The following is a 26,612-nucleotide window of genomic DNA, read 5'->3' on the forward strand; positions in this document are numbered from 1 at the left end:
AGAAAGCCGATTATGCCGATACAGATACGCAAGCTCGATTCAAGCCAGGATGGTTTCCAACAATCGCTCGACACCTTGCTGGCGTTCGAGGCGGGCACCGATGCGGCGATTGAAACGTCGGTCGCAAAAATCCTGGCCGACGTGAAAACGCGCGGCGACGCCGCGGTACTGGAATACACGAACCGTTTCGACCGCATCCCGCATGGCGGCGCGGCGGAAATGGCGGCCTTCGATATTTCGCAAGCCGAATTGCAGGCGGCCCTGAACGGCTTGCCATCGGCGCAGCGCGAGGCGCTGCAGATCGCCGCCCAGCGCATCCGCGCCTTCCACGAACGCCAGCGCGAGGAATTGCGCGGCTTCACCTACACCGAGCCCGACGGCACGGTGCTGGGACAGAAGATCACGCCGCTGGACCGGGTCGGCATCTACGTCCCGGGCGGCAAGGCCGCGTATCCGTCGTCCGTGCTGATGAACGCCATTCCCGCGCACGTGGCGGGCGTGGGCGAAATCATCATGGTGGTGCCGACGCCCGATGGCGTGAAAAACCAGATGGTGCTGGCCGCCGCCGCGATCGCCGGCGTGACGCGCGTGATCACGATCGGCGGCGCGCAAGCCGTCGGCGCGCTGGCGTATGGAACACAGAGCATCACCGCCGTGGATAAAATCGTCGGCCCCGGCAACGCCTACGTGGCCGCCGCCAAGCGCCGCGTGTTCGGCATCGTCGGCATCGACATGATCGCGGGGCCGTCTGAAATCCTCGTGCTGTGCGATGGCACGACGGACCCGGACTGGGTCGCGATGGACCTGTTTTCGCAGGCCGAGCACGACGAACTGGCGCAGGCGATTCTGCTGTGTCCGGACGCGGACTACATCGCGAAAGTCGAAGAGAGCATCGCCAAGCTGCTGCCGACGATGCCGCGCCAGGCCACCATCAGCACCTCGCTGGCCGACCGCGGCGCCCTGATCAAGGTGCGCAGCATGCAAGAGGCGTGCGAGATCGCCAATGCCATCGCGGCCGAGCACCTGGAAATCTCGGCGGAAAACCCGCAGCAGTGGGCCGAGCAGATCCGCCACGCGGGCGCCATCTTCCTCGGCCGCTTCTCGTCCGAATCGCTGGGCGACTATTGCTGCGGTCCCAATCACGTGCTGCCGACGTCGCGCACGGCGCGCTTTTCGTCGCCGCTGGGCGTGTACGACTTCCAGAAGCGTTCGTCCATCATTCACGTGAGCGAAGCGGGCGCGCAGACCCTGGGCCGTGTCGCCGCCACGCTGGCGTACGGCGAAGGCTTGCAGGCGCACGCGCGCAGCGCCGAACTGCGCCTGAAGCCGCAGCCATGACGAAGTTGGCGGAGCAGCCGGACTGGGTCAACCGGGTCTATTGCGAAGATGCGCTGGCGGGGCTGGCGCGCATTCCCGATGGCTCGGTGGACCTGATCCTGACGGATCCGCCGTACAACCTGGGCAAGGATTACGGCAATGCCTCGGACCAGCAGTCGGTGGCCGACTACCTGCGCTGGACGGAACAGTGGATCGATGCGGCGCTGCCCAAGCTCAAAGCCAACGGCAGCCTGTATATCTTCCTCACCTGGCGCTATTCGCCGGAGATCTTCGTCATGCTGAAGCAGCGCATGGCGATGATGAATGAAATCATCTGGGACCGCCGCGTGCCGTCCATGGGCGGCAGCGTGCGCAGCTTTTCATCGGTGCACGACACCATCGGCTTCTTCGTCAAGCGCAAGGATTACTACTTCGACCTTGACGCGGTGCGCATCGCCTACGACGCGGCCACCAAGAAAGCCCGTTCGCGCTCGATCTTCATCGGCGCCAAATGGCTGGAAGTGGGCTACAACCCGAAAGACTTGTGGAGCGTATCGCGCCTGCACAAGGAACACCCGGAACGGGCCGACCACCCGACGCAAAAGCCGCTCGAAATCATCGAGCGCATGGTCAAGGCGTCGTGCCCGCCCGGCGGCGTGGTGCTCGACCTGTTCATGGGCAGTGGCACCACGGCCCTGGCGGCGAAGCGCTGCGGGCGCGATTTCGTCGGCTTTGAATTGAACCCCGACTACTGCGCCATCATCGAACAGCGATTGGCGGCGTTGACCCAGGAGCTGGCCGAACCGGTCACATTGGCCGCGCCGAAAGCCGCCAAGGCGGCAGCGAAAAAGCCGGCGGCTGCCAGGAAGCCGGCCGCCGTGAAGAAACCGCCCGCCGTGAAAAAAGCGCCGGCCCGCAAGGCGCGCAGCGCCAGCGTGCCGGAAGACGTCGTCATTTAGTCTCCATTTCATTTCATCAGGAGTGTTTGCAGCATGTCTTTCCTCGATCAGTTAATCAGCAACACCGTGCGCTCCGATGTGCGGGCCGTCAAAAGCTACCAGGTCGCCGAGGCCAGCGGTTACATCAAACTCGATGCGATGGAAAACCCGTATCCGCTGCCGCCGCATCTGCGCGAGGAACTGGGCGCGCGCCTGGCTGGCGTGGCGCTGAACCGCTATCCGCCGTCGTATGCCAGCCTGCAGGCGGCCATCTGCGCCAAGCTCGGCGTGCCCGCCGGCTACGACGTCATGCTGGGCAACGGCTCCGATGAACTCATTTCCATCCTGGCCATGGCCTGCGCCCACCAGGAGCCCGGCAAGCGCGCCGTGCTGCTGGCGCCCGTTCCCGCCTTCGTCATGTATGCACGCTCGGCGCAGTTTGCCGGCATGGATTTCGTCGGCGTGCCGTTGAACCCGGACTTCAGTCTGGACATGCCGGCCATGCTGGCGGCCATCGAAGAACACCGCCCGGCGCTGGTCTTCCTCGCCTATCCGAACAACCCGACGGGCAACCTGTTTGCCAGCGCCGACATCGAACGTATCCTCGCGGCGCTCGGTGACACGGGCATCGCCGTCGTCGACGAAGCCTACGAGCCGTTCGCGCAGCACAGCTTCATGGGCCGTTTGCCCGAGTTCGAGAACCTGGTGGTAATGCGCACCGTGTCGAAACTGGGCCTGGCCGGCATTCGCCTCGGCTACATGTCGGCCGCGCCGGCCCTGCTGGCGCAATTCGAGAAAGTGCGCCCGCCGTACAATGTGAATGTGCTGACACAGACGGCGGCCGAATTCGCGCTCGAGCACCTCGATGTGTTGAATGCCCAGGCGGACTTGCTCAACAGCGCGCGCGATGCGCTGGCACGACGCCTGGCAGAGCTGCCCGGCGTGACCGTGTTCCCCTCGAAGGCAAATTTTCTTCTGATTCGTGTGGCAGATTCCGACGATGTTTGCGCAAAACTGCTTGCCCGCCGGGTTTTAATTAAAAATATGAGTAAAATGCATGCTGCGCTGGCCAATTGCCTGCGCATCAGCGTCAGCACCCCGGAAGAAAATTCCCTTTTTTACGATGCCTTCAAGGCATCCCTCGTTTAGCCTACCGCCAGAGCCTCCCATGAACCGCACCGCAGAAATCACGCGCAACACCAATGAGACGCAAGTTCGCGTCGCCCTCAACCTCGATGGCACCGGCCAGCAAAAGCTGAACACTGGCGTGCCCTTCCTCGACCATATGCTGGACCAGATCGCCCGCCATGGCTTGATCGACCTCGATATCGAAGCGACGGGCGACGTGCATATCGACAACCACCATACGGTGGAAGACGTGGGCATCACTCTGGGCATGGCCGTGGCCAAGGCCATCGGCGACAAGAAGGGCATCCGCCGCTACGGCCATGCATACGTGCCGCTGGACGAGGCGCTGTCGCGCGTGGTGCTCGATTTCTCGGGCCGTCCTGGCATCGAATACCATATCCCGTTTACGCGCGCCATGATCGCCGGCTTCGACGTCGACCTGACCTTGGAATTTTTCCGCGGCTTCGTCAACCATGCGGGCGTGACCTTGCATATCGACAACCTGCGCGGTACGAATGCCCACCATCAATGCGAAACCGTGTTCAAGGCCTTTGGCCGCGCGCTGCGCATGGCTGCCGAGCTCGATGAGCGCGCGGCCGGCATCATTCCATCGACCAAGGGCAGCCTGTGAGCGCCGCTCTCGCTATATTGTAGATTCCGGGATCAAACATGAATAAAATTGTGGTGGTGGATTACGGCATGGGCAATTTGCGCTCGGTGGCGCAAGCGCTGCGTGCCGTGGCGCCGGAAGCCGACGTGCGCATTTCCGGATTGGCGCAAGACATCGACAGCGCCGACCGCATCGTCTTGCCGGGCCAGGGCGCCATGCCCGACTGCATGCGCAGCCTGCGCGAATCGGGCGTGCTCGAAGCGCTGCTGCGCGCCGCCGACAGCAAGCCCGTGCTGGGCGTGTGCATCGGCGAGCAGATGCTGTTCGACGGCAGCGAAGAGGGCGACGCGGCCGGTCTGGGCTTGCTACCCGGCAAAGTCGTGCGCTTCCAGCTCGACGGCCAGGTGCAGGAAGACGGCTCGCGCTTCAAGGTGCCGCAAATGGGCTGGAACCAAGTGCGACAAACGGCGTCCCATGTCATGTGGGATGGTATCGCCGACAACGCCTATTTTTACTTTGTGCACAGCTATTTTGCTCAACCTCAAGAGGCGTTGCACACGGTGGGCGAGACTGTCTATGGTGCGCCGTTCGCTTGCGCCGTCGCCCGTGATAATATTTTCGCGACACAGTTCCACCCTGAAAAAAGTGCTGCCGCTGGCTTGCAGCTATACAAGAATTTCGTTCACTGGCAACCTTAACGTTAGCTCTCCGGCTTTTTTTCCGCCCCTCACTCACTTTTAAATCACACTGACCATGCTGCTCATTCCCGCCATCGACCTGAAAGACGGTCACTGCGTACGCCTGAAACAAGGCGATATGGAACTTGCCACCGTATTTTCCGAAGACCCGGCCGACATGGCCCGCCATTGGCTGATGCAAGGCGCGCGCCGGCTGCATCTGGTCGACCTGAACGGTGCCTTTGCCGGCAAGCCGAAGAACGAGGGCGCCGTCAAGGCCATCCTGAAGGCCGTGCAAGATTTCGCCGTGGAAAACGACATCGAGGAAATCCCCGTGCAGCTGGGCGGCGGCATCCGCGACCTCGACACCATCGAGCGCTACCTCGACGCCGGCATCACCTACATCATCATCGGCACGGCGGCCGTGAAAAGCCCCGGCTTCCTGCATGACGCCTGCAGCGCTTTCCCCGGCCACATCATCGTCGGCCTCGATGCCAAGGATGGCAAGGTGGCAACGGATGGCTGGAGCAAGATGTCGGGCCACGAAGTGATCGACCTGGCGAAAAAATTCGAAGCCTACGGCGTCGAAGCTATCATCTACACGGACATCGGCCGCGACGGCATGATGGGCGGCATCAATATCGACGCCACCGTCAAGCTGGCGCAAGCCGTCAAGATCCCCGTCATCGCTTCGGGCGGCCTGCACAATATCGGCGACGTGGAAGCGCTGTGCGCGGTCCAGGGCGAAGGCATCGAAGGCGTGATCTGCGGCCGTTCCATCTATGAAGGCACGATCGACCTGGCGCAGGCGCAAGAACGCGCCGACGAATTGACCGACGCCGCCGTTTAAGCCTGCCCGGCCGGGAGCGTGCCTGCGCACGCCCTGGCCTGGCGACAATCTGGATACCATCATGCTTGCAAAACGTATCATCCCCTGCCTCGACGTGACCAATGGCCGCGTCGTCAAAGGCGTCAATTTCACGGAATTGCGCGACGCCGGCGATCCGGTGGAAATCGCCCGCCGCTATGACGAGCAGGGCGCCGATGAAATCACTTTCCTCGACATTACCGCGTCCAGCGACAACCGCGGCCTGATCTTCGACATCATCGAAGCAGTCGCGTCGCAAGTGTTCATTCCGCTGACCGTGGGCGGCGGCGTGCGCGTGGTGGAAGACGTGCGCCGGCTGCTCAACGCGGGCGCCGACAAGGTCAGCATCAACACCTCGGCCGTGACGAATCCCCAACTGGTGTACGAGGCCTCGCAAAAGCACGGCTCGCAATGCATCGTCGTCGCCATCGACGCCAAGCAGGTGTCGCCCGGCAAGTGGGAAGTGTTTACCCATGGCGGACGCACCGCCACGGGCCTGGACGCGTTCGAATGGGCGCGTAAAATGGAAAGCTTGGGCGCCGGCGAAATCTTGCTTACCAGCATGGACCGCGACGGCACCAAAGTCGGCTTCGACCTGGGCCTGACGCGCGGCGTGTCCGACGCCGTCGGCATCCCCGTCATCGCCTCGGGCGGCGTGGGCGGCTTGCAGGATCTGGTCGACGGCATCAAGGTGGGCCGCGCGGACGCCGTGCTGGCCGCCAGCATCTTCCACTATGGCCAGCACACGGTGCAGGAAGCCAAGCGTTTCATGGCGCAGCAGGGCATCCCCATGCGTCTCGCGTAAAATCAGCAGGATAGAAGAACATGCAAAACGGAACCATCGTAGCAAGCAATGCCAAGTGGCTGAAAAAAGTCAAATGGGACGAGCACGGCCTCGTGCCCGTGATCGCGCAGGAAGCGGGCAGCAACGACGTGCTGATGTTCGCCTGGATGAACCGCGATGCGCTGGCGCGCACGGTGGAGCTGGGCGAAGCCGTGTACTGGAGCCGTTCGCGCAAGAAACTCTGGCACAAGGGTGAAGAGTCGGGCCACACGCAAAAGGTGCTGGAAATCCGCCTCGATTGCGATGAAGACGTGGTCTTGCTGAAAATCGAGCAGGCGGGCGGCATCGCCTGCCATACGGGCCGCCATTCGTGCTTCTTCCAGAAATTCGAAGGCGACGAAAAAACGGGTGAATGGCAAGTCACCGATCCCGTCCTGAAAGACCCTGAGACGATTTACGCGGAAAGCAAGAGCAAATGAGCGAAACCCTGAAGCGCCTGGCCGCCGTGATCGAATCGCGCAAGCTGGCCAATGGCGGCGACCCCGCTACTTCCTATGTTGCGCGCCTGTTTGCCAAGGGCGATGACGCGATTTTGAAAAAAATCGGCGAGGAGGCCACGGAAACCGTGATGGCCGCCAAGGATGCGCGCCGCGACAACGACCCGTCGAAGGTCCTGTACGAATGCGCCGACCTGTGGTTCCACTCGCTGGTGATGCTGGCGCAGTTCGACCTGACGCCGCAGCAGGTGCTCGACGAGCTGGCGCGCCGCGAAGGCCTGTCCGGCCTCGAAGAAAAGGCGGCGCGCAAGGATGAGCTGCGCGACGCCGGCGAAACAGACAAACACTGACCTATTGGAGCGTGCGTGGATAACTGTATTTTTTGCAAGATTGCTGCAAAACAAATTCCCTCGACCATCGTGTATGAAGACGAGGACTTGCTCGCCTTCAAGGATATCAACCCGGCCGCCCCCGTGCATCTGCTGCTGATCCCGAAGCGTCATGTGGCCAGCCTGTCCGACTGCGACGACAGCCATACGGACATGCTGGGCAAGCTGCTGCGCCTGGCGCCGAAACTTGCTGCCGAGTTCGGCTGCGCCGTCAGCTATGACGCCGATGGCGCGCCTGCCGGCGGCTTCAAGACCATGATCAACAGCGGCCCGAACGGCGGGCAAGAGGTGTATCACCTGCACATGCACGTGTACGGCGGTCCCCGTCCCTGGCGCGGTCAACACTGATTTCGCTGCGCGCCGGGTTCACGTGTATACTACCGGCATTGGTTGACGCTATTCGGGCACCGTCCCGCAAGGAGAATGTGATGGGTTCATTGAGTATTTGGCACTGGGTGATCGTTCTGGTCATTGTGATGCTGGTCTTCGGCACCAAGAAACTGGGCAATATCGGCGGTGATATCGGCAAGGCCGTCAAAGGCTTCAAGGATGGCGTCAAGGGCGAAGATGACGCCCCGGCAGCCCATACCCCTCCTGCCGCGCCATCGCAAGTGGCCGACAAAAGCACCATCGACGTCGAGACGAAAGAGAAAAGCAAGTCCTGATAGCGTGGCGGGGCGCTTGCCTCGTCCGGTAACGGCCCTTGTCCGCTTATGATCGATCTCGGTCTCTCTAAAATCGCCATCATCGGCGTGGTTGCGTTGATAGTCATCGGCCCTGAAAAGTTGCCGAAAGTGGCGCGCATGGCTGGCACCTTATATGGCCGCGCGCAACGCTATCTGAACCAGGTGAAATCCGAAGTCTCGCGCGAGATTGAAATGGAAGAGCTGAAAAACCTGCAGAAGGAAGTGCAGGATGCGGCCCATTCCGTCAAGCAAAGCGTGGAGAAATCCATGCATGGCGTGGAAAACTCGATTTCCGGCAACCTGGCCGAGGTGGAAAACGCCTGGCGCGGCGATTCGAGTTCGTATGATGAGCATCACGATGCCCATGAAGCCATGCTGCGCGCCACCAATGAAGACCTGGCCCGCAAGGCGCGCGAATTCCGCCGCAAGAAGCTGGTGCGCAATTCCGCCATCCCTGGCTGGTACAAGCAGCGCCATGGCGGCAAGCTGCACGTGCAGTCGGCGGCCGCCCGCGTGGCGCGCTTCCGTCCGCGCGCCAGTTCCTCCTCCTTTTACTCATGAGTAGCAAATCCCCGGTGGAAGAAACTTTTATCTCGCATCTGGTCGAGCTGCGCAACCGCCTGGTCAAGGCGTCGATCGGCATCGCCGTCGTCTGCGCCGTACTGTTCTATTGGCCAGGCCCCTCGCAGATCTACGATTTTATCGCGGCGCCGATGATCGCCTCGCTGCCGGCCGGCTCGAAAATGATCGCCACCGGCGTCATTTCGCCGTTCCTGGTACCCATGAAAGTGACCTTGGTGATCGCCTTTATCGTCGCCTTGCCCTGGGTGCTGTACCAGATGTGGGCGTTCATCGCCCCCGGCCTGTACACGCATGAAAAGCGCCTGATCGCACCGCTCGTCATCTCGTCTTCCCTGCTGTTCATGGCCGGCGTGGCCTTCTGCTACTTCTTTGTGTTTGGCCGCGTCTTCCACTTCATCAGCGACTTTTCGCCATCGTCGATCGCCGTCACGCCCGATATCGAAAACTACCTCGATTTCGTCATGTCGATGTGCCTGGCTTTTGGCGCCACGTTCGAAGTGCCCGTGGTGGTGGTGATCCTCGTGCGCATGGGCATTGTTTCTATTGCGAAACTCAAGGAAGTGCGTCCCTACATCATCGTCGGCGCCTTCGTCATTGCCGCCATCGTCACGCCGCCGGACGTCGTCAGCCAGTTCTCGCTGGCCATCCCGATGTGCCTGCTGTTCGAGCTGGGCCTGCTGGTAGCGCCCATCTTCGTCAAGGCAACCCAGGCGCCGGAAGAAGTGTCCTAGACGATTGACTACACGTACAGGCAAAAGCCGCTGGCCTCCTTCGGGAGCAGCGGCTTTTTTATCGTCCGGAAAGTTGGTGGGTGCTTACTGCAGCATCAGTTTGCTGAGGATGCCCAGGTTGAGCAGGATCAGGGTGCTCATCATCCAGTACACGTGTTTCATGTCCGCGCCATGGCGCAAGTCCAGGCGTTCCAGGCGGGCGTCGAATTTGTGCTCGAATGCGTCAAATTTGGCGTCGAATTTGTGTTCCAAGGCGTCTAATTTGGTATCGAATTTGTGCTCAAGCGCACCGATCCTCGTATCGAGTTTCAGGTCCAGTGCATCGATCCCGGTATCGAGCCTGAGCTCCAGCGCATCGATCTTCAACTCCAGCGCGCCCACCTTGGTATCGACGTTGTGCGACACCAGCTTGAGTTCCCCCAGCAGATTGCGCTCGAGCGCCGCCAGTTCGCCATGCACGACCACGGCCGAACCCAGTACGTCGCCCAAGGCCGTGGCATGGGCTTCCGCCTGCTTCGTGGGCACGCCGGCCGAGGCGAGGCGTTTGGCGTAATCGAGGGTGTCGAACTGGATGGGCATATGCATGGACGCTCCTGTATCCAGCCTAGCAGGAAAATCGGCAATTGCCAGTGAGGAGTGCGGTGGCGCCTGCCTTCCCGTCAGCGTAATGGACAGGGATGCCGGCGGTTTGCGGCGGCGCAAACGGATGCAAAAAGGGCGCCGCGGCGCCCTTTGCAAGGAGAGGATGCGTACGAGTTAATTCATCAGTTCCTTGATGACTTTCACGGGCGCGCTGCCGTAGCTGAGGAATTGCTCGTGGAAATCCTTCAGCACGAACTTGCTGCCCAGCGCTTGCTTGCGCTGTTCGCGCAAATCCATGATTTCGCTGTAGCCGCTGAAATAGCTGGTCAGTTGCACCGAGCTCAACTGCACACGGCGCCATTTTTCCTTGGCTTCACGCTGGGTCTGGAAGGCCTGGCGCGTCAGCAGGTCGAGCGCCTGCGCTTCCGTCATGCCCAGCACGTGCACGCTGTAATCGAGGATGGTGTTGGTGACGCTGCGCAAGTTCCACTTCGAATACATCAGCCACATTTCCGGCGCGTTGTTGCCATAGCCCGATTCGAGCATCATGCGCTCGCCATACACGGCCCAGCCTTCGATCATGGCGCCGTTGCCGAAGATCGACTTGACCAGCGACGGCGATTTGTTGGCGTACACGAGCTGCGTGTAGTGGCCGGGAATGGCTTCGTGGATGTTCAGGATCTGCAAGATCCAGTGGTTGTATTCGCGCAAGCTGCTTTCCGCCTGTTCCGGCGTTTCGCCATCGAGCGGCGTCACGTTGTAATAGGTGCGGTCTTGCGGGCGGTACGGGCCGGGCGCCTCGATGCTGGCGCCGGCCACGCCGCGCTGGTAAGCGGGCGTTTCACGCACGACGAGGGGCTTTTTCGGGTCCATCGTCAGCAGGTTGTGGCTGCTCACCCATTCCTGCAGCTCGGGAATCTGACGGCGGATTTCCGGCACGAAATCGGCGGCCGCCACGTGGTTGCTCGACAGCTTGTCGATCACCATGCCGATCTTCGCCGTGCGGTCCGCCGGCTTGGCCGTGGCGCCCATGGTTTTCACCCACAGCTCGTCGGACAGGCTATCCATGTGCTCGAGCAGCTTTTCGCGCGCGGCCAGGGCCTTCTGGTACATCTGCTCGGCGCTCACGCCGGCCTGGATATCGTAGGCGAATTTCTGTTCGTACAAATCCTTGCCGATGCGGAAGGAGCGCGCATTGCCGTTCTGCGCCAGCGCCGCATCCTGTTCCGTCAGCCAGGCCGCATAGCCTTGCACGGCCGTGCGGGCCGCGGCGATGCGCGCGTTGTACAGCTGTTTTTCCGCCGGCGTCAGGATGGAACCCTGTGCCGTCTTGTTCAGGTCGTCAAGTACACTGAGCACGCCGGCGCTCTGGGCGATGGCCAGCTGCGTGTGTTCGCGCGTCGGGTTGACGATGCTGGCGCGCGCGGCCGCATAGTATTGCGGCACGGTGGCGATGCGCTTGAGCAAGGTGCGCAGGCGCTGCGGCTGGGCCGCGTATTCCGTGTTCAGGATGAAGTCGATGGAACCGGCCACGTTGTACTGGGCGGGATTCCATTCGAATTCGCGGAAGGTGGTCAGATACCAGCGGTCCGATTGCAGTTTATTCGTCAGCAAGGCCAGGTCGGTACGTTGCTTGTCCGACATTTTGCCGGCATTGAGCTTGCCGAACTTGCCCAGCCATTCTTCGATGAAGGCCAGTTGCTTCTGGCGGCTGGCCGCGTCGGGAATGCTCAGGTTGGCGGCGCCATCGTACTTGCCGACGGAAATCGCGCTTTCCGGGTCCAGGCGCCACAGGGCCGTGAGGAACTGGCCGCTCAGGTTATTCATGGAACGGTCGCTGCTGTTCTCGCTGGCGACGGCCGCGACCGTGGCTGCCGTTGCCGCCGTGACGACGGCCGCTTTTTTGGCGACGGTTTTCTTCTTGCTGCTGCTGGTGCTGGCCTTGCCGTTTTTCTGCGGCTTCTTCGCGGCGCTGGCCGGTGTCAAGGTAAAGGCCATCATCAATGCGGCGAGCGCAACTTTATTTTTTATCAGCATCGTTTATCTCTTGAATATTTTGTTGTTTGCCGTCATCAGAAAATAATAAACTGATAATATAAGTAACAAACAACTATTGAAAGGTTGGCCTTGCTTGCCTGGGCGGCCCAAAGATTAGCACTAATTGCCCCTGCGGCGCTAGACGACGATGGCGCTGCCGTGCAGCAGTTCCTGGTGGCGCGCATTGATGGCAGCCACGGCATCCTTGCCGCGCGCCATGCCGGTGGCGTGGATTTCCGTTTCCTGCGTGTAGCGCTGGCTGACGCGCACCGTGTAGGACTGGAACAGCCAGCTCCAGAAGTTCGTTTCATAGACGGCTTCATCCATGTCGCGCCATTTGACGCCCGTGAGTTTCTTTTTCCACGGCAAGATACCGGATGCCAGCCACACGCCCGCCTCATCATAGTACAGCTGGTAGCTGCGTATCGTCAGCAGGCGGTAGCCGACGATCAGGGCCGAACCGACCAGCACGATGAAGGCGGCGCGCGTGTTGTACTTGAAGGCCAGCGGCAGGGCGGCAAAAAATAGCAGCACGGCAATGATGAACGTGCTGACATAGGCGGTCCAGGATTTGCCGCACAAAAAGGTGGCGCGCTGGCCGGCGCTGGTGGCGATGTAGTCGGTCATGGCGTGGGAGGGCAACAGGGAAAATGGATCATCGCATGGAACGCGGTGGCCCCGCTCATTTTTTCAATCTCATCGCTTCAACCCTTCCTGCAGCATGCCCAGCATGTCATTGGCCGACATGCGCGCGGCCGCGTCGCTGCCTTCCAACAGACTGTCGGCCAGGTCACGCTTGTGCTGGTGCAATTCGACGATGCCTTCTTCGATCGTATGTTTCGCCACCAGCCGGTAGATGGTGACCGGGCGCAATTGCCCCATGCGGTGGGCGCGGTCCGAGGCCTGGTCTTCCACGGCCGGGTTCCACCACGGGTCCATGTGGATCACGTAGTCGGCCGCCGTCAAATTGATGCCCATGCCGCCCGCCTTCAGGCTGATGAGGAAGACGTCGCCGTCGCCCGCCTGGAAGGCGTCGACGCGGCGTTTGCGCTCCTGCATCGGCGTACTGCCGTCGAGATACTGGTAGCGCACGCCATGCTGTTCCAGGTGCTGGCGGATCAGGGTCAGATGGTCGACGAACTGGCTGAAGACGAGCACCTTGTGGCGGTTTTCCAGCAAGCCCGATAGCAGTTGCGCGAACGCCGCCAGCTTGCTGCTGGCCAGGCCCAATTCCGGCGCCACCAGTTGCGGATTGCAGCAGGCGCGGCGCAGCTTCATGATCTCGGCCAGGATCTGGATCGCCTTCTTGGATGCCGGCCCTTCCACCATGGCCAGCTTTTCCAGCGCTTCGCGGCGCAAGGATTCGTACAGCGCCGTTTCCTGCGGCGACAATTCCACTTCCAGCACGATTTCCGTACGCGACGGCAATTCCGACAGCACTTGCGTCTTCGTGCGGCGCAAGATGAATGGCGCGATCAGGCGGCGCAAGCGCAAGCGCGCGCCGGCCGCCGCCCGTTTATCCTGATCCTTTTCGATGGGACCGGCAAAGCGCAGGTTGAACTGGTCGAGGGTGCCCAGCAAACCGGGGTTGATGAAGCGGAACAGGTTCCACAATTCACCCAAATGGTTTTCCAGCGGCGTGCCGCTGGCCACCATGCGGAAATCGCCTTGCAGGGCCATCACGGCTTGCGAGCGCTTGGTGGCGCCATTCTTGATCGCCTGCGCTTCGTCGAGCACGATCGTATGCCAGTGCACGCCGGCAAACATGGCCGCTTCCTGCTGCAGCAAGCCGTAGCTGGCCACCACCACGTCGAACGGCTGCAATGTATCGAGCATGTCGGCGCGGTCGCCGCCGCCGAACAGTTTGATGTTCAAGGTGGGCGCGAAGCGCTGGGCTTCGCTGATCCAGTTCATGCACACGGACGTGGGGGCCACCACGAGGGTGGGGCCGTTCGGCGCGCGCGCCAGGATCAGCGCCAGCGCTTGTAAGGTCTTGCCGAGGCCCATGTCGTCGGCCAGGCAGGCGCCCACGCCCCAGTGCGCCAGGCGCGCCAGCCATTCGTAACCGGCCAGCTGGTAGTCGCGCAAGTCCGCCTGCAAGGTGCTGGGCAGCTGCGGTTGATAGTCGTCAAGCGCGCGCAGGCGCAGCAAGTGCTCGCGCCACAATTTGTCGGCGTTCACGCCGCCCGCGTCTTTGGCCAGCTCTTCCAGCGCAAACGCGGCCAGCGGGTGGATGTGCACGCCGTCGGCATGCGCCTCGCCATACGCGGCCAGTTCCGACAGGCGCCGGTGCAGTTCGTCGCTGAGGGCGAGGAACTGGTTGTCGCCCAAGGCCACGAAGCGGCTTTTATTGTTCTGCATCAAGTCGAGCAGGGCGCGCAAATCCATCACCTTGTCTTCATCGATCCGCACTTCGCCGCTGGCGGCAAACCAGTCCTTCTCGCTCTTGATGTTCAGGCGCATCTGGCCGCTGTCGATGCGTTTCGACACGCGCATGGTTTCGCCTTCCGGCCAGGCCAGCACGATGCCAGCGGGGTCGAGCGCCTGCAGTTCCACCAGCAGTTGCAGGCCCAGCGCTGGCTGACCCAGCAGCCACTCGCCATGCTCTTCTTCCACCTCTTCCAGCACCAGGCATTTCCCGATCAGCTGGCGCTGCGCTTCGCGTTCCGCGTTCAAGTCGCGCCGCGCCTGCACGGCACGGCCCGCCACGTCGGCAAACACGCTTTCGGCGCCGCTGCCGGGCGCGTAATAGGCGCCGTTGTCGAGCAGTGGCCGCACGAGAATCTGCATCTTGAGACCCTGCTGGTAGGGCAGCAAATGCACGTGCAGGCGGTGGTCGGCCGTGATCGCTTCCGCGTCGCCGGCGCCGCCGCCGATATCGGACTGCACGGTGACCATGGACGAGATGGCGCCGATCGCCTGCATCACCTGTTTTTCCGCATGCAGCGGCACGGACAGGCCCAGGCCCACGATGGCGCCGATGCGCCGGTGTTCGTCGAGGATGTGCACCACGCGCAAGCGCGTCGGCGTTTCCCTTTGCACCACGACATTGCTGCCGCTGTCGGGCAGGGGCGGTTGCATGCCCAGCCACAGCTGTCCCTCGTGCGATTTGATCAGCAGTTCGGGCGCGCCGGCGATCAGTTCCACGCGCGTGTCGGGGTTGTCGAGCCAGAACACGAGCGGGTGGCCCACCAGCAAGATGGCGGCCTTGTCGAGCTCGACCTCATAGCGCGGCGCCGATGAATAGTATTGTTTGAACGGCGCGATGCTGCCGGCCGCGCGTGCGTCTTGCGGCGTGAGGAAATCGATGTCGCCCGCTTCCTCGGCCAGGCGTTTGAGACCCATGGCGCGGCCCTTGCTCCAGCCGCCGCGCGCGTCGCGCTTCTGCTCGCGCACTTCCACGGCGGTGAGACCAAAGCGCGGATCGAACGCCACCAGCCAGACCAGGCGCGAGACGCCGCCCAGCGCTTCGGCGGGCGCGTTCTGCTGCAGGTTGATGAGGGCGCTCAGCTGGCGTTGCCACGCTTCCTGGCGCTCGAACCACGGCGCCATGTCCGTCAAGCCGTGCTGCGCCCGCTTGGCGGTCGCGTAACGCTCCTGCTGCGGCTCGCCCATCAAGCCCAGCAAGCCGGCCGCCTGCGCTGCGATCAAATCGTAGCCGGCGGCATCCGCTTGCTGCACCAGCGCTCGTAGCTGGTCCTTGCGTTCGCTCAATTGCGGCAGGGCCAGCCAGTAGTACAGCAAGGCCTGGAACAGCTGCGCCTGCAGTCCCGTTTCCCAGCTGCGCGTGGGGATGCTTTCCGCCTGCTGCACGCCGGCGCGCACGAGGCGCAAGGTATTGAGTTGCTGGTAGACGATGCTGTCGTGGTTCGGCTGCGCATGCAGCGCGATATCGAGGTAGGTTTCCGCGTTTTTCAGCAGCTTGGCGTCGTTGCCGCGCAGCAGGGCCAGCACGTACAGGTGGCCGCCGATGCCCGTAAAGCACAGCTTGCGTTTGCCGCTTTCCTTGCGCAGTCCCTTCAAGGCCGTTTCGTAGCCGGCCACGGCGTGCGCATGTTCGCCGCGCAACAAGGCGATGCTGCTGTCGACAAACAGCGCCTGCGGCCCCTGCTGGCCCGCCAGGTAGCGGGCGGCCGCGTCGAGTTCGCCGCACAGCAGGGCATCCTCGGCCAAGGCCAGCGGCAGGGCGGCGCCGATATGGTCGCCGGCGGCCGCCTGGCGCGCATGGTGGGCGCGCGCGTACGTGCGGATGGCGTGCGCCGTGGCCGGTTCGCGCGGGGCGTTGCCCAGCAGCACGGCGAGGATGTCATCCTGCAGTTGCGGCATGACGAAAGACAGCATTTCCGGCTCGAACGGCCGGCCGAAAATCTCGATCAGCGGATGCAGCTGCTGCGCTTCGTAGCACGCCATGCAGGCGGCCAGAATGGCGGCCACGTGGCGCACCTCGTCGTTGCGCAGCAGGGCGATGCGCAAACGCGCCACGCCTTGCCGGTAGCTGCGCAATTCCACATAGCCATCCCAGTTGCGGCGCACAGGGTTGATCAGCTCGATGGCCTGGCACAGGTCGCGAAACACCAGGTGCTCGATGGCCGCGCGCATGGCGGGCCAGCGCAATTTCGCTTCGCAGGCGAAGCCCCGTCCCACCACTTCGGACGCCAGCGCGTGCCGCGTCAAATGCTGCAGCATGTTCGTGACGGTGAGCAGGGCGAATGGCGTGCCGTCCGGCTCGACGACATTGGCGCGCTGCAAGTGTTCATACACGGCATGCTTGCCCACCGGTTCGCCCGCGATGGCCAGCAGGGCCAGGATCATCTGTTCGTGCTGCTCCAGGGCGGCAAATTCGTCAAGCAAGAGCTGGTCTGTCATGCGGGCAAATTGGCGATGTGAACAGGGGCTGTGCCGGCCGCCACGGGCAGGCCGAACACGCGCTGGTAGAAATACAGTTCCGCGTCCAGGGTGCGCACGATGTTTTCCGCCTTGCGGAAGCCGTGGCCCTCGCCTTCGAGCGGCACATATGCGACGGGCACGCCGCGCGCCTGCAGGGCGTCGACCATCAGCTGCGATTGCTGCGGCGGCACGACTTTGTCGTCGAGGCCCTGGAAGAAAATCATCGGGCGCGACAGTTTATCCGTGTGGTGGATGGGCGAGCGCTCGCGGTACAGCGCCTCGGCTTGCGGCTGCGAAGCGATCAGGTAATCGGTGTAGCGCGATTCGAACTTGTGCGAATCGTCGTCCAGGCCCTTCAGGTCGGATACGCCATAGTAGCTGGCGCCCGCCTTGAAGACGTCGTGGAAGGTCAGTGCGCACAGGGTCGTCAGTCCGCCCGCGCTGCCGCCGCGGATGATCAGGCGTTCCGGGTCGGCCAGGCCGTTGGCGGCCAGGTAGCGCGCGCCGGCGATGCAGTCTTCCACGTCGACGATGCCCCATTGTCCGCGCAGCGCGTCGCGGTATTCGCGGCCGAAGCCGCTGCTGCCGCCGTAGTTGACGTCGAGCACGCCGATGCCGCGGCTGGTCCAGTACTGCGTCGCCAGTTTCAAGGTATTGCTGGCCATGCTGGTGGGGCCGCCATGGCTGATGACGATGACGGGCGGTAACGTTCCCGCCGGCGCCTGCACGTCGCCATTGGTCGGCGCATAAAAGAAGGCATACGCCGTGCGGCCATTGCTGCTAGGGAAACTCAAGCTGCGCGGCACGGACAAATACTCGAGCGCGGGCAATTGTGCGATCGACTGGGCCAGTACTTCCAGCTCATGGTTGGACAAATCGATGCGCGCCAGTTCCAGCGCGATGGTGGGACTGCCGCCGAGCAGCGCGACGAAGCCGGGCCCCACGCGCAGTTCGCGGATTTCCTGGTACGGATGCGGTATCGGCTCGAGCTTGGCCGCCGCCACGTTCAATTGCGCCAGGTAACTGACGCCGGCCTGGATATACGTGCAGACGATTTCGTCGCCGGAAAGGAAACCGTACATGCTGCCGCCGAAGGTCCAGTGCGGCGTGGCAAATTCCGCTTCCATCGGGCACAGCGCCTCGATGTCGGCGCCATGCAGGCGGTACAGATTCCACCAGCCGCTGCTGTCGGAAACGAAGTGCAGCAAGCCGTTCGGCGACCATTCCGGCTGGCAAATCGACTCGCGCGCGCCGCCGGCGATCAGGCGCGGCGAACCGAGGCTGCCGTCCGCCTGCACGTCGGCCAGCCACAGTTCCGTACCTTGCCACGGCAGGCGCGGGTGGTCCCAGCTGATCCAGGCCAGCTGGCTGCCGTCCGGCGACAAACGCGGCGCCGCATAAAAATCGTGGCCCCGTGCCAGCACCGTTTCGCGCCCGTCGAAGCCGACGGCCGCCAGGCTGTTTTCCGGGTGCGCATGGCCTTCCGCCGGGTGCTGCTCGCGTACGGCGATCAGGCGGGCGCGGGCCGCATCGACAACGAAGTCCGCGTGGCGCGTGTTGCCGCCCGTGGTGAACGCTTCGGGAACGCCATCGCCGGCCACGCGGTACAGGCAATTGTCGGCGAAATGCGAAAAATATACGGTATCGCCGGCCACGGCATACGCGCCGCCGCCGTATTCATGCACGCGGGTGCGCACATTGAACGGTGCCGGCGTCAATTCATCAACCTTGGCGCCGCGCTGGCGCAGCAGGGTATTGCGGCCCGCTTCGCTGGCGCGCCCGGCCAGCCAGAACACGTCGGCGCCATCCGTCCCCCCCAAGGCCAGCTGCGTCAGCGGCGAAGCGCCGGCGGCGACGATGGCCGCGCTGATCGGCGATGGCCAGATGCCATAAGGGGTGCTGGATGCGGTCGAGGTCATGCGGGCTCCGTGTAGTGAGGGAATCAAGGGCCGCCAGGCAGGGTCAGGGCGCGCGGCGGCGTGCATCATCATAATGGAAGGGCAGGCACAACGAAAGTCATCGCTGTGCGTGGCAAATGCTGCAAAGCGGCACCGGAATCAATGAAATGGCAGCGATTGGATGCGATAATACCGCTTCTCCAAGCCCGATTGCCTGCCATGCCACAATTTGCTCCGCTCCAGAACGATACTTTCCTGCGCGCCCTGCTGCGCCAGCCGACCGAGCACACCCCTGTCTGGCTGATGCGCCAGGCGGGCCGCTATTTGCCCGAATACCGCGCCACGCGCGAGCGGGCCGGCTCTTTCCTGGGCCTGGCAAAGAATCCCGATTACGCCACCGAAGTGACCTTGCAGCCCCTGGAGCGCTTCCCGCTCGACGCGGCCATCCTGTTTTCCGACATCCTGACGGTGCCTGACGCCATGGGCCTGGGCCTGTACTTCGCCGATGGCGAAGGACCGAAGTTCGAGCGCCCGCTGCGCACGGAACAGGACGTGAAGGCGCTGCACGTGCCGGACCTGGAGTCGCTCGACTACGTTTTCAAGGCCGTCACGCAAATCCGCACGGAACTCAATGGCCGCGTGCCGCTGATCGGTTTTTCCGGTAGCCCGTGGACCCTGGCGTGCTACATGGTGGAAGGCGGCGGCTCGAAAGAGTTCCATACCATCAAAAAGATGCTGTACAACCGCCCGGACCTGATGCACCACATCCTGGCGATCAACGCCACCTCCGTGGCGCAATACCTGAATGCGCAAATCGATGCCGGCGCGCAAGCCGTGATGATTTTCGACTCGTGGGGTGGTGCGCTGGCCGACGGCGCCTACCAGGAATTCTCGCTGGCCTACATGCAGCAAGTGGTGGCGCAGCTGAAACGCGACAAGGATGGCGTCAAAATTCCCGCCATCGTGTTTACCAAGGGCGGCGGCCAGTGGGTCGAGCAGATCGCCGACATCGGCGCCGATGCCGTGGGCCTGGACTGGACCGTCAACCTGACGCGCGCGCGCCAGCTGGTCGGTCATAAAGTAGGCTTGCAGGGCAACCTCGACCCGGCCATCCTGTTCGCCAGCCCCGAGCAGATCCGCGCCGAAGTGGCGAAAGTGCTCAACGCGTTTGGCGCGCCATCGGCAGGCACGGGCCACGTGTTCAACCTGGGCCATGGCATTTCCCAGTTCACGCCGCCGGAATCCGTGGCAGCCATGGTGGACGCCGTGCACAACATGAGCCGCGCCATGCGCAGCGGCCAGTAAGTATTCGCTTCCCCCTGGTTCAGGGGCGGTCAAGGCAGGCTTTCCAGCGGAAGCCTGCCTTTTTCTTTGCTGCGCCGTAGCAAGAAATACCGACTTATGCACAATTTTTTTTGCTGCGGAAATAAGAGGCACTATAAAAGCCATGCCCGGGGATGTTCTGCAAGTGCTTGATTATTAAGACATAAAAAATCCATTGTTCGGCGGACTTTGTTGCTATTGATAAGGTTATTCTGTCGTTCGCCTGCCTTGTTCCTTCATTGTCCACAAAGTTATCAACAGATTCTGTGGATAAAATTGAAAAGTATTTTGTTAACCGATACTTAGCGCCGATGTTCAGGTTTCACCTGAAGTGCATGTTGCAGTGCATGATAATTGAACAATGTTTCGCCGCTCGTCAGCTAAAAACGAACGCTTGCCCGGCAATTGTCAACTTTGCTCCATGCCGGCCCCGTTTTTCCCGCTCGGACGCCTCAAAATGGTGCTGATTTCTGTATAAATACATTACAAATGGTTCAGTTATGCACAGCGGCGGAAATGCCCTGTGGATTTGTAGCTTCCCGGGCATCAATTTTTAAGCCGTTGATTTTAAAAGATTAATTTTTCTTGCGTGCCGCTCTTGACGGCGATCGAAATTTTCTGTCCACATTTTTCTGAAAGTTAATTTTGCTTTGTCCACAAAGTTATCCACAGAATTTACTTCAGGCACGATGACACGCTGTCCTGCCTGCCGTTAGGTGTTTGATGGGCGAAACAAGTATCATGGCCCGCTGGCTTGATGCCGGACATCCCGCGCGCCATCGACCCTGCGGCGCGCTTTTTTATTGAGATAGGCCCACCTCCCATGTCGCAGTGCATTTTGACGTCGTGCATCCTGAAAATCGCGCTCGACACGCCCTTGAACGCCCTGTTCGACTACCGCTGGAACGCGGCGGTGGATGCGGATGCTGGCGCGGACGCTGCCGCACCGCTGCCGCAAGTGGGACAGCTGGCGCTGGTGCCGTTCGGCCGGCGCGAAGTGATGGGGCTGATCGTCGGCGTCTCCGACAGCACCGACGTGCCCGCCGCGAAATTGAAGGACGTGCTGGCCGTGCGCGGCCAGCTGTCGCCCTTGTCGGAACAGTGGCTGGCGCTGGCTGCCTTTGCCGCCGATTACTACCAGCGCCCGCTCGGTGAAGTGGCGCTGCCCGGTTTGCCGAAAAATTTGCGCGTGCTCACCACCGTGGCGCTCGACCGCGCCATCAAGAAGCTGGGCAAGCTGGCCGACGCGCACGACGGCACGCCGCTGAACATGCCGGCGCTGAATGCCGCCCAGCAGGAAGCGGCGGACGCCATCGGCGGCGCCCAGGGTTTCAAGCCGACCCTGCTGTACGGCGTGACGGGCAGCGGCAAGACGGAAGTGTATCTGCAAGCTTGCGCCCAGGTGCTGGCGCGCGAGGACGATGCGCAAATCCTGATTCTGGTGCCGGAAATCAACCTCACGCCCCAGCTGGAAGGCAATATCCGCGCGCGCTTTCCCGGCGTCATGCTGGCGACCTTGCACAGCAGCCTGTCCGAAGGCGAGCGCATGCTGCACTGGCTGGCCGCCCACCAGGGCCAGGCGCGCATCGTGCTCGGCACGCGGCTGGCCATCCTGGCGTCCTTGCCGAAGCTCAAACTCATCGTCATCGACGAGGAACACGACCCTTCCTACAAGCAGCAGGAAGGCTTGCGCTATTCGGCGCGCGACCTGGCCGTGTGGCGCGCCTGGCAATTGCAGATTCCCATCGTGCTCGGTTCGGCCACGCCCTCGCTGGAAAGCTGGCACCACGCACAGACGGGGCGCTACCGCAAGCTGGAATTGCGCGAACGGGCCGTCAGGAATGCGGTGTTGCCGCGGGTTAAGATCCTGGACATGGAGCGCGACAAGCCGAAAGATGGCCTGACTTCGCATCTGGTAGCCGCCTTGAAACTGCGCATGGAACGCGGGGAGCAGTCGCTGCTGTTCCTGAACCGGCGCGGCTATTCGCCCGTGATCTGTTGCGAATCGTGCGGCTGGATCAGCAATTGCACGCGCTGCACCTCGTTCATGGTGCTGCACAAGCCCGAACACCGCCTGCGCTGCCACCATTGCAGTCTGGAACTGCGCATCCCCCGCCATTGCCCCACGTGCGGCAACGTCGACTTGCAGCCGCTGGGACGCGGCACGCAGCGCGTGGAAGAGGGCTTGCAGCAATTGTTTCCCGAGGCGCGTATTTTGCGCATCGACGCCGATTCCACGCGCAAGAAGGGCAGCGCGCAGGAAGCGTTCGACACCGTGCACCGGGGCGAAGTCGATATTCTGATCGGCACGCAGATGGTGGCCAAGGGCCACGATTTCAAAAAGCTGACCCTGGTCGGCATCTTGAATCCGGACACGGCCCTGTTTTCGCAGGATTACCGCGCCAGCGAACGGCTGTTCGCCCAGCTGATGCAGGTGGCGGGCCGCGCCGGGCGGGCCGCGCAGACGCAAGGGGGCAGCGTCAGTGAAGTGCTGATCCAGACGCGCTATGCGCGCCATCCGCTGTACGACGCCGTCGTCAACCACGATTACGACCATTTCGCCACGACCTTGCTGGAAGAGCGGGCGCAGGCGGCGCTGCCGCCGTATCTGTTCCAGGCCCTGCTGCGCGCCGAGGCGCCCGAGCTGGCCACGGCGATCGAATTCCTGCAGGCGGCGAAAGAGTGCATGCAACACCCGCAGGTGACCATCAATGACCCGATTCCCATGAGCATGACGCGCGTCTACAACGTGGACCGCGCCCAGCTGCTGCTGGAATCGCCCTCGCGGCCCGCGCTGCAGGCGTTCTTGAAGGAATGGTTAGCCGAGCTGCGCGCCATGAAGACGCGCGTGAAATGGTCGCTGGAAGTGGACCCGCTCGATATCTGAATTACTGCAGGTAATCGCGCGCCGACTTGACGATCTGTTCCGACAGCAGCTTGGTAAACGGCGTGTCCAGGGTCCAGGAGTGCCAGCTCAGTGCTACGTCCAGGGTGCTGCCCGGCAGCAGATCGACGAGCCTGTCCGTCGCCAGCGCCTGCGCGGCCAGGCGCTGCGGCATCAGGCCGTAGGCCAGGCCATCCTGGACGCAGCCGCGGCGCGCCGCTTCCACGGGCAAGGTGTGGTGGGGGAAGGGTTCACGCATGCTCAATTGTTCGGCGAGGAAACGCGCCAGCAAGCCGTGCTGGCCCACGACGGCCGGCGCCAGTTGCACCGCTTCGGCAATAAAACCATCGCCGAACCAGTGCCCGGCAAACACGGGTGTCGCCACGCAGACATAGCGCAAGGTACCCAGCGGCGTGACGCTGGTGGCGGCCGCCGCGTCGATCGCCGTGCCGGACTCGGCTGCCACGCAGCCAAACACGGAGCCGTCGCGCACCATTTGCAGGGCGCTGTCGCTGTCGGCCAGCCGTACGTCGAGCTGGCAGCGCGGGGGCGCCAGCAGGGCCGGCAAGGTGTCGGGAAACCACGTGGCCAGGCTGTCGGCATCGATGGCGATGGCGATTTCCGGCATGCTGACGCTGTTGCCCAGGTCGATGTCGAGCGACGCTTCCATCAGCTTGACGTTGCGGTGATGCACGATCAGGCGCTGGCCCAGGCCCGTCGGCACGGCCGGCTGGCCACGGATGATCAGCAAGCGCCCGCTGGCGTCTTCCAGCGCCTTGATGCGCTGCGAGACGGCTGACTGGGTGATGCCCAGCGCCAGGGCGGCCTTGTCGAAACTGCCATGGCTGGCCACGGCGTCCAGTACGGCCAGCGCGCGATAATCGAGTGATCCCATTAGCTCAGCTTATAAATTTTGAAAATGATTAGTTATACTAATGCATATATTGCTGCAAAGTAAAACCTTATTTTCAGCAAACGGGTAGTATCGAACGCTGTGAGCAACCTCAGTGGATGGATAGCACCATGAAGACGATACAAGTGGATGTGGCCGTGATCGGCAGCGGCACGGCCGGCATGACGGCGCACAGGGCGGCGCGCATGCATGACAAGCGCGTGCTGATGATCGAAAGCGGACCATACGGTACGACCTGTGCACGCGTGGGCTGCATGCCCAGCAAACTCCTGATCGCGGCGGCCGAGGCGGCCCATGCCGTGGCCGCCGCGCCGGCTTTTGGCGTGCATCCGGGCCCCGTGCGCATCGATGGCCGGCAAGTGATGGCCAGGGTGCGCAGCGAGCGCGACCGCTTTGTCGGCTTCGTGCTCGACGGCGTCAATGCGATTCCCGACGAAGAAAAACTGCGCGGCCATGCGCGCTTCATCGGCCCAGGCAAGCTGCAGGTGGATGAGCATACGATCGTCGAGGCCGCCAGCGTGGTGATCGCCACCGGTTCCACGCCCATCGTGCCGCCCGAGTGGCAGGCGGCGGGCGAGCGCCTCATCACCAGCGACGCCGTGTTCGAGTGGACGGATTTGCCCAGCTCGGTGGCCGTGGTTGGCAGCGGCGTCATCGGCCTGGAGCTGGGCCAGGCGCTGGCCCGCTTGGGCGTGCGCGTGACCTTGTTTGCGCGCGGCAATAAAGTCGCGCAGCTGACGGACCCGCTGGTGCTGCGCGAGGCGGACGCCGTGCTGGCGCGCGAACTCGATATCCGTTTCATGACCCAGGTCGCGCACATGGCAAAAACGCCGGACGGCAGCGGTATCGTGCTGACCAGTCGCGATACCGCCGGCGTGGAAAAAAGCGAGCAGTTCGAGTATGTGCTGGCCGCCATCGGCCGCGCGCCGAACGTGGACAAGATCGGCCTGGAAACGGCGCAAATCGAGCTCGACCGTCACGGTATTCCCTTGCACGATCCGCACACCATGCAATGCGGCAAGAGCGCCATCTTCATCGCCGGCGACGCCGACAACGAGTTACCGCTGCTGCCCGAAGCGGCCGACGAGGGCCGCATCGCGGGCGACAACGCGGCGCGCTTTCCTGACGTCAAACCGGGCTTGCGCCGCACGCCGTTGACGATCGCCTTCACGGAACCGCAGATCGCCACCCTGGGTGCCACGTACCGGCAATTGTGCGTGAGCCACGCGGGCCGCTTCGCCGTCGGCGCCGTGTCGTTCGGCAACCAGGGCCGCAGCCGCGTGATGCTGCAAAACCAGGGCTTGCTGCGCGTATATGCGGAGTTCGGCAGCAAGCGCTTTCTCGGCGCCGAACTGATCGGCCCACGGGCGGAACACCTGGGCCATCTGCTCGCCTGGGCTTGCCAAGCCCAGCTGACGGTGCCGGCCATGCTCGACATGCCGTTCTATCACCCTGTCATCGAGGAAGGCGTGCGCACGGCCTTGCGCGAACTGGCGCTGCACCTGGAAAAAGACCCGGAACACGCGCCCGGCTGCGCCGACTGCACACCGGGACCTTGAAGGCAACTTTATGATTTACATAATTTTGTAGACAAGCTCACATGATTGCGCGATCATCGCTGCCACATTGAAATATTGATTAAAAGCAAAAAATATTTCAATTGGTATATGCCGCCCATGCCGCAATGGTAAAAAGGAGCGGCTGGCGATGACACGGAGACGATGTGAAAATTCGGCGCATTTACGCGGGAGAACTCGCCCTGGGCGTGGCCCTGCCCTGGGACGTGCACGGCGAAACGGGCGGCTTGCTGGCCAGGCTGGGCCATGTCATCAGTAGCGAGAACCAGATCGCATTACTGCTGGCGCGCGGCGTCATCGCCGATACCAGCGCCGACGTGCCGCGCACGGCCACGGAAGCGCCGTCGGCCCTGCGCATGCTCAACCTCGTCACGGCCGGCCTGGCCCTCGTCTTGCCGGCCATTGCCGCCGGGCAGGCGGGCAGCCACCTATCCCTCGCGCCGCTGGCGCAGCTGGTGGAAGAGGCCGTTGTACTGGACGCCGACGTGGCGCTGGCCTGCATCCTGCACAACCAGGGCGCGGGCGACTTTGCCGTGCGCCACAGTGTCGATACGGCCGTCATCACGGCCCTGCTGGCGCGTGCCCTGAAACTCGATGATGGCGTGATGCGCAGCGTGGTGCTGGCCGCGCTGAGCATGAATGTGGGCATGCTGGAACGCCATGCGCATTTCCAGCACAAGGCGGGGCCGCTGGACGCGCAGGAACGCGCCTATTTGCGCGCTCATCCGCAAGCCGGTGTCGACTTGCTGCGCGCGGCGGGTCTCACGGACGCCGTCTGGCTGCAAGCCGTGCTGCAGCACCATGAAAATATCGATGGCAGCGGCTATCCGCTGGGCACGCAAGGCGAGGCGATCGGCATCGGCGCGCGCCTGATCATGCTGGCCGACCGCTATTGCGCGCGCGTATCGAAGCGCAGCTACCGCCAGCCCTTGCTGCCGAACGTGGCCCTGCGCGAAATGCTGATGGCCGACAAGGCCACCCTCGATGCGCCGCTGGCATCCTTGCTGGTGCGCGAACTGGGCATCTACCCGGTCGGCACTTTCGTCAAACTGTTGAATGGGGAAATCGGCGTTGTCACGCGCAAGGGCTTGAATGCCACCACGCCGCACGTGCAGTCGCTGATCGGCCCTCGCGGCGCGCGCCTGGACGTGCCGCTGCGGCGCGATACGCGCGTGGACTTGCATGCGATTCGCGAAGTGCTCAGCGCGGAGCAGGCTGGACTGCAATTTCGCCCCGACCAGCTATGGGGCCGCAGCGCAAGAGTGTAGAGCGCCTGGAAAGACGCCCATGGCGTTGTTGCATTG

Annotated in this window: 23 protein-coding genes; 17 read left to right on the forward strand and 6 right to left on the reverse strand. The window is 62.9% G+C overall.

What is annotated here, in order from left to right; translation table 11 throughout:
• The first annotated feature begins 12 nt into the window (after nt 1–12).
• The 13 genes from hisD to tatC all read left to right on the forward strand — a co-directional run bounded on the left by hisD (nt 13) and on the right by tatC (nt 9,207).
• Nucleotides 13–1,338 (forward strand): histidinol dehydrogenase, encoded by a 1,326-nt coding sequence (gene hisD / locus IGS55_RS22230; RefSeq protein WP_230518933.1) that lies wholly within the window; start codon nt 13–15, stop codon nt 1,336–1,338.
• Nucleotides 1,335–2,276, forward strand: coding sequence for a DNA-methyltransferase (locus IGS55_RS22235; RefSeq protein ID WP_230518932.1), 942 nt, complete (start codon nt 1,335–1,337; stop codon nt 2,274–2,276). Before hisD ends, IGS55_RS22235 begins: the two co-directional genes overlap by 4 nt.
• A 33-nt stretch (nt 2,277–2,309) precedes the next feature.
• The gene (hisC, locus tag IGS55_RS22240; RefSeq protein WP_230518931.1) at nt 2,310–3,404 is read left to right on the forward strand and encodes a histidinol-phosphate transaminase; all 1,095 of its coding nucleotides are present in this window, start codon (nt 2,310–2,312) and stop codon (nt 3,402–3,404) included.
• 19 nt (nt 3,405–3,423) lie between these two features.
• The gene (gene hisB, locus IGS55_RS22245; RefSeq protein ID WP_010402123.1) at nt 3,424–4,014 is read left to right on the forward strand and encodes an imidazoleglycerol-phosphate dehydratase HisB; all 591 of its coding nucleotides are present in this window, start codon (nt 3,424–3,426) and stop codon (nt 4,012–4,014) included.
• A 38-nt stretch (nt 4,015–4,052) separates the two neighbouring features.
• Nucleotides 4,053–4,691: an imidazole glycerol phosphate synthase subunit HisH gene (gene hisH, locus IGS55_RS22250; RefSeq protein ID WP_072457435.1), complete on the forward strand. Its 639-nt coding sequence runs from the start codon at nt 4,053–4,055 to the stop codon at nt 4,689–4,691.
• A 55-nt stretch (nt 4,692–4,746) separates the two neighbouring features.
• On the forward strand, nt 4,747–5,520 hold the full coding sequence (gene hisA, locus IGS55_RS22255; RefSeq protein ID WP_230518930.1) for a 1-(5-phosphoribosyl)-5-[(5-phosphoribosylamino)methylideneamino]imidazole-4-carboxamide isomerase: 774 nt from the start codon (nt 4,747–4,749) through the stop codon (nt 5,518–5,520).
• A 61-nt stretch (nt 5,521–5,581) separates the two neighbouring features.
• Entirely contained in the window at nt 5,582–6,343 is a 762-nt protein-coding gene (gene hisF, locus IGS55_RS22260) for an imidazole glycerol phosphate synthase subunit HisF (RefSeq protein WP_070303800.1), read from the forward strand.
• 20 nt (nt 6,344–6,363) lie between these two features.
• Nucleotides 6,364–6,801 carry a phosphoribosyl-AMP cyclohydrolase gene (hisI, locus tag IGS55_RS22265; RefSeq protein ID WP_034753847.1) on the forward strand — a complete coding sequence of 146 codons (438 nt, stop codon included), beginning with the start codon at nt 6,364–6,366 and terminating at the stop codon, nt 6,799–6,801.
• The gene (locus IGS55_RS22270; RefSeq protein WP_034753849.1) at nt 6,798–7,169 is read left to right on the forward strand and encodes a phosphoribosyl-ATP diphosphatase; all 372 of its coding nucleotides are present in this window, start codon (nt 6,798–6,800) and stop codon (nt 7,167–7,169) included. Before hisI ends, IGS55_RS22270 begins: the two co-directional genes overlap by 4 nt.
• 15 nt (nt 7,170–7,184) lie before the next feature.
• Nucleotides 7,185–7,556 (forward strand): histidine triad nucleotide-binding protein, encoded by a 372-nt coding sequence (locus IGS55_RS22275; RefSeq protein ID WP_230518929.1) that lies wholly within the window; start codon nt 7,185–7,187, stop codon nt 7,554–7,556.
• Nucleotides 7,557–7,636: 80 nt separating this feature from the next.
• Nucleotides 7,637–7,873 (forward strand): Sec-independent protein translocase subunit TatA, encoded by a 237-nt coding sequence (gene tatA, locus IGS55_RS22280; protein WP_230518928.1) that lies wholly within the window; start codon nt 7,637–7,639, stop codon nt 7,871–7,873.
• 48 nt (nt 7,874–7,921) lie between these two features.
• Nucleotides 7,922–8,455: a Sec-independent protein translocase protein TatB gene (gene tatB, locus IGS55_RS22285; RefSeq protein WP_230518927.1), complete on the forward strand. Its 534-nt coding sequence runs from the start codon at nt 7,922–7,924 to the stop codon at nt 8,453–8,455.
• The gene (tatC, locus tag IGS55_RS22290; RefSeq protein ID WP_128140601.1) at nt 8,452–9,207 is read left to right on the forward strand and encodes a twin-arginine translocase subunit TatC; all 756 of its coding nucleotides are present in this window, start codon (nt 8,452–8,454) and stop codon (nt 9,205–9,207) included. Before tatB ends, tatC begins: the two co-directional genes overlap by 4 nt.
• An 84-nt stretch (nt 9,208–9,291) precedes the next feature.
• Here the strand turns inward: tatC and IGS55_RS22295 are convergent, their stop codons facing one another.
• The 5 genes from IGS55_RS22295 to IGS55_RS22315 form a co-directional block, all read right to left on the reverse strand.
• Entirely contained in the window at nt 9,292–9,792 is a 501-nt protein-coding gene (locus IGS55_RS22295) for a hypothetical protein (protein ID WP_230518926.1), read from the reverse strand.
• 171 nt (nt 9,793–9,963) lie between these two features.
• Nucleotides 9,964–11,823 carry a DUF885 domain-containing protein gene (locus tag IGS55_RS22300; protein ID WP_230518964.1) on the reverse strand — a complete coding sequence of 620 codons (1,860 nt, stop codon included), beginning with the start codon at nt 11,821–11,823 and terminating at the stop codon, nt 9,964–9,966.
• A gap of 141 nt (nt 11,824–11,964) precedes the next feature.
• The gene (locus IGS55_RS22305) at nt 11,965–12,453 is read right to left on the reverse strand and encodes a hypothetical protein (protein ID WP_230518925.1); all 489 of its coding nucleotides are present in this window, start codon (nt 12,451–12,453) and stop codon (nt 11,965–11,967) included.
• Nucleotides 12,454–12,522: 69 nt separating this feature from the next.
• Entirely contained in the window at nt 12,523–16,692 is a 4,170-nt protein-coding gene (locus IGS55_RS22310) for a DEAD/DEAH box helicase (RefSeq protein WP_230518924.1), read from the reverse strand.
• Entirely contained in the window at nt 16,689–18,632 is a 1,944-nt protein-coding gene (locus IGS55_RS22315) for a dipeptidyl-peptidase 5 (RefSeq protein WP_230518923.1), read from the reverse strand. Before IGS55_RS22315 ends, IGS55_RS22310 begins: the two co-directional genes overlap by 4 nt.
• A 198-nt stretch (nt 18,633–18,830) precedes the next feature.
• Between IGS55_RS22315 and hemE the strand changes: the two genes are divergently transcribed.
• Both hemE and IGS55_RS22325 read left to right on the forward strand, forming a co-directional pair.
• Nucleotides 18,831–19,916, forward strand: coding sequence for a uroporphyrinogen decarboxylase (hemE, locus tag IGS55_RS22320; RefSeq protein WP_230518922.1), 1,086 nt, complete (start codon nt 18,831–18,833; stop codon nt 19,914–19,916).
• Nucleotides 19,917–20,757: 841 nt separating this feature from the next.
• The gene (locus tag IGS55_RS22325; RefSeq protein WP_230518921.1) at nt 20,758–22,821 is read left to right on the forward strand and encodes a primosomal protein N'; all 2,064 of its coding nucleotides are present in this window, start codon (nt 20,758–20,760) and stop codon (nt 22,819–22,821) included.
• A gap of 1 nt (nt 22,822) precedes the next feature.
• Here the strand turns inward: IGS55_RS22325 and IGS55_RS22330 are convergent, their stop codons facing one another.
• Nucleotides 22,823–23,713 carry an ArgP/LysG family DNA-binding transcriptional regulator gene (locus IGS55_RS22330; RefSeq protein ID WP_230518920.1) on the reverse strand — a complete coding sequence of 297 codons (891 nt, stop codon included), beginning with the start codon at nt 23,711–23,713 and terminating at the stop codon, nt 22,823–22,825.
• Nucleotides 23,714–23,841: 128 nt separating this feature from the next.
• Here IGS55_RS22330 and IGS55_RS22335 point away from each other — a divergent pair, with 128 nt between their 5' ends.
• Nucleotides 23,842–25,290: a dihydrolipoyl dehydrogenase gene (locus IGS55_RS22335; RefSeq protein WP_230518919.1), complete on the forward strand. Its 1,449-nt coding sequence runs from the start codon at nt 23,842–23,844 to the stop codon at nt 25,288–25,290.
• 164 nt (nt 25,291–25,454) lie between these two features.
• Nucleotides 25,455–26,576, forward strand: a complete 1,122-nt coding sequence (locus tag IGS55_RS22340; RefSeq protein WP_230518918.1) for an HD-GYP domain-containing protein — start codon at nt 25,455–25,457, stop codon at nt 26,574–26,576.
• Nucleotides 26,577–26,612: the final 36 nt, after the last annotated feature.

It is taken from the genome of Janthinobacterium sp. EB271-G4-3-2 (assembly GCF_020858035.1).
GTDB lineage: Bacteria > Pseudomonadota > Gammaproteobacteria > Burkholderiales > Burkholderiaceae_D > Janthinobacterium > Janthinobacterium aestuarii.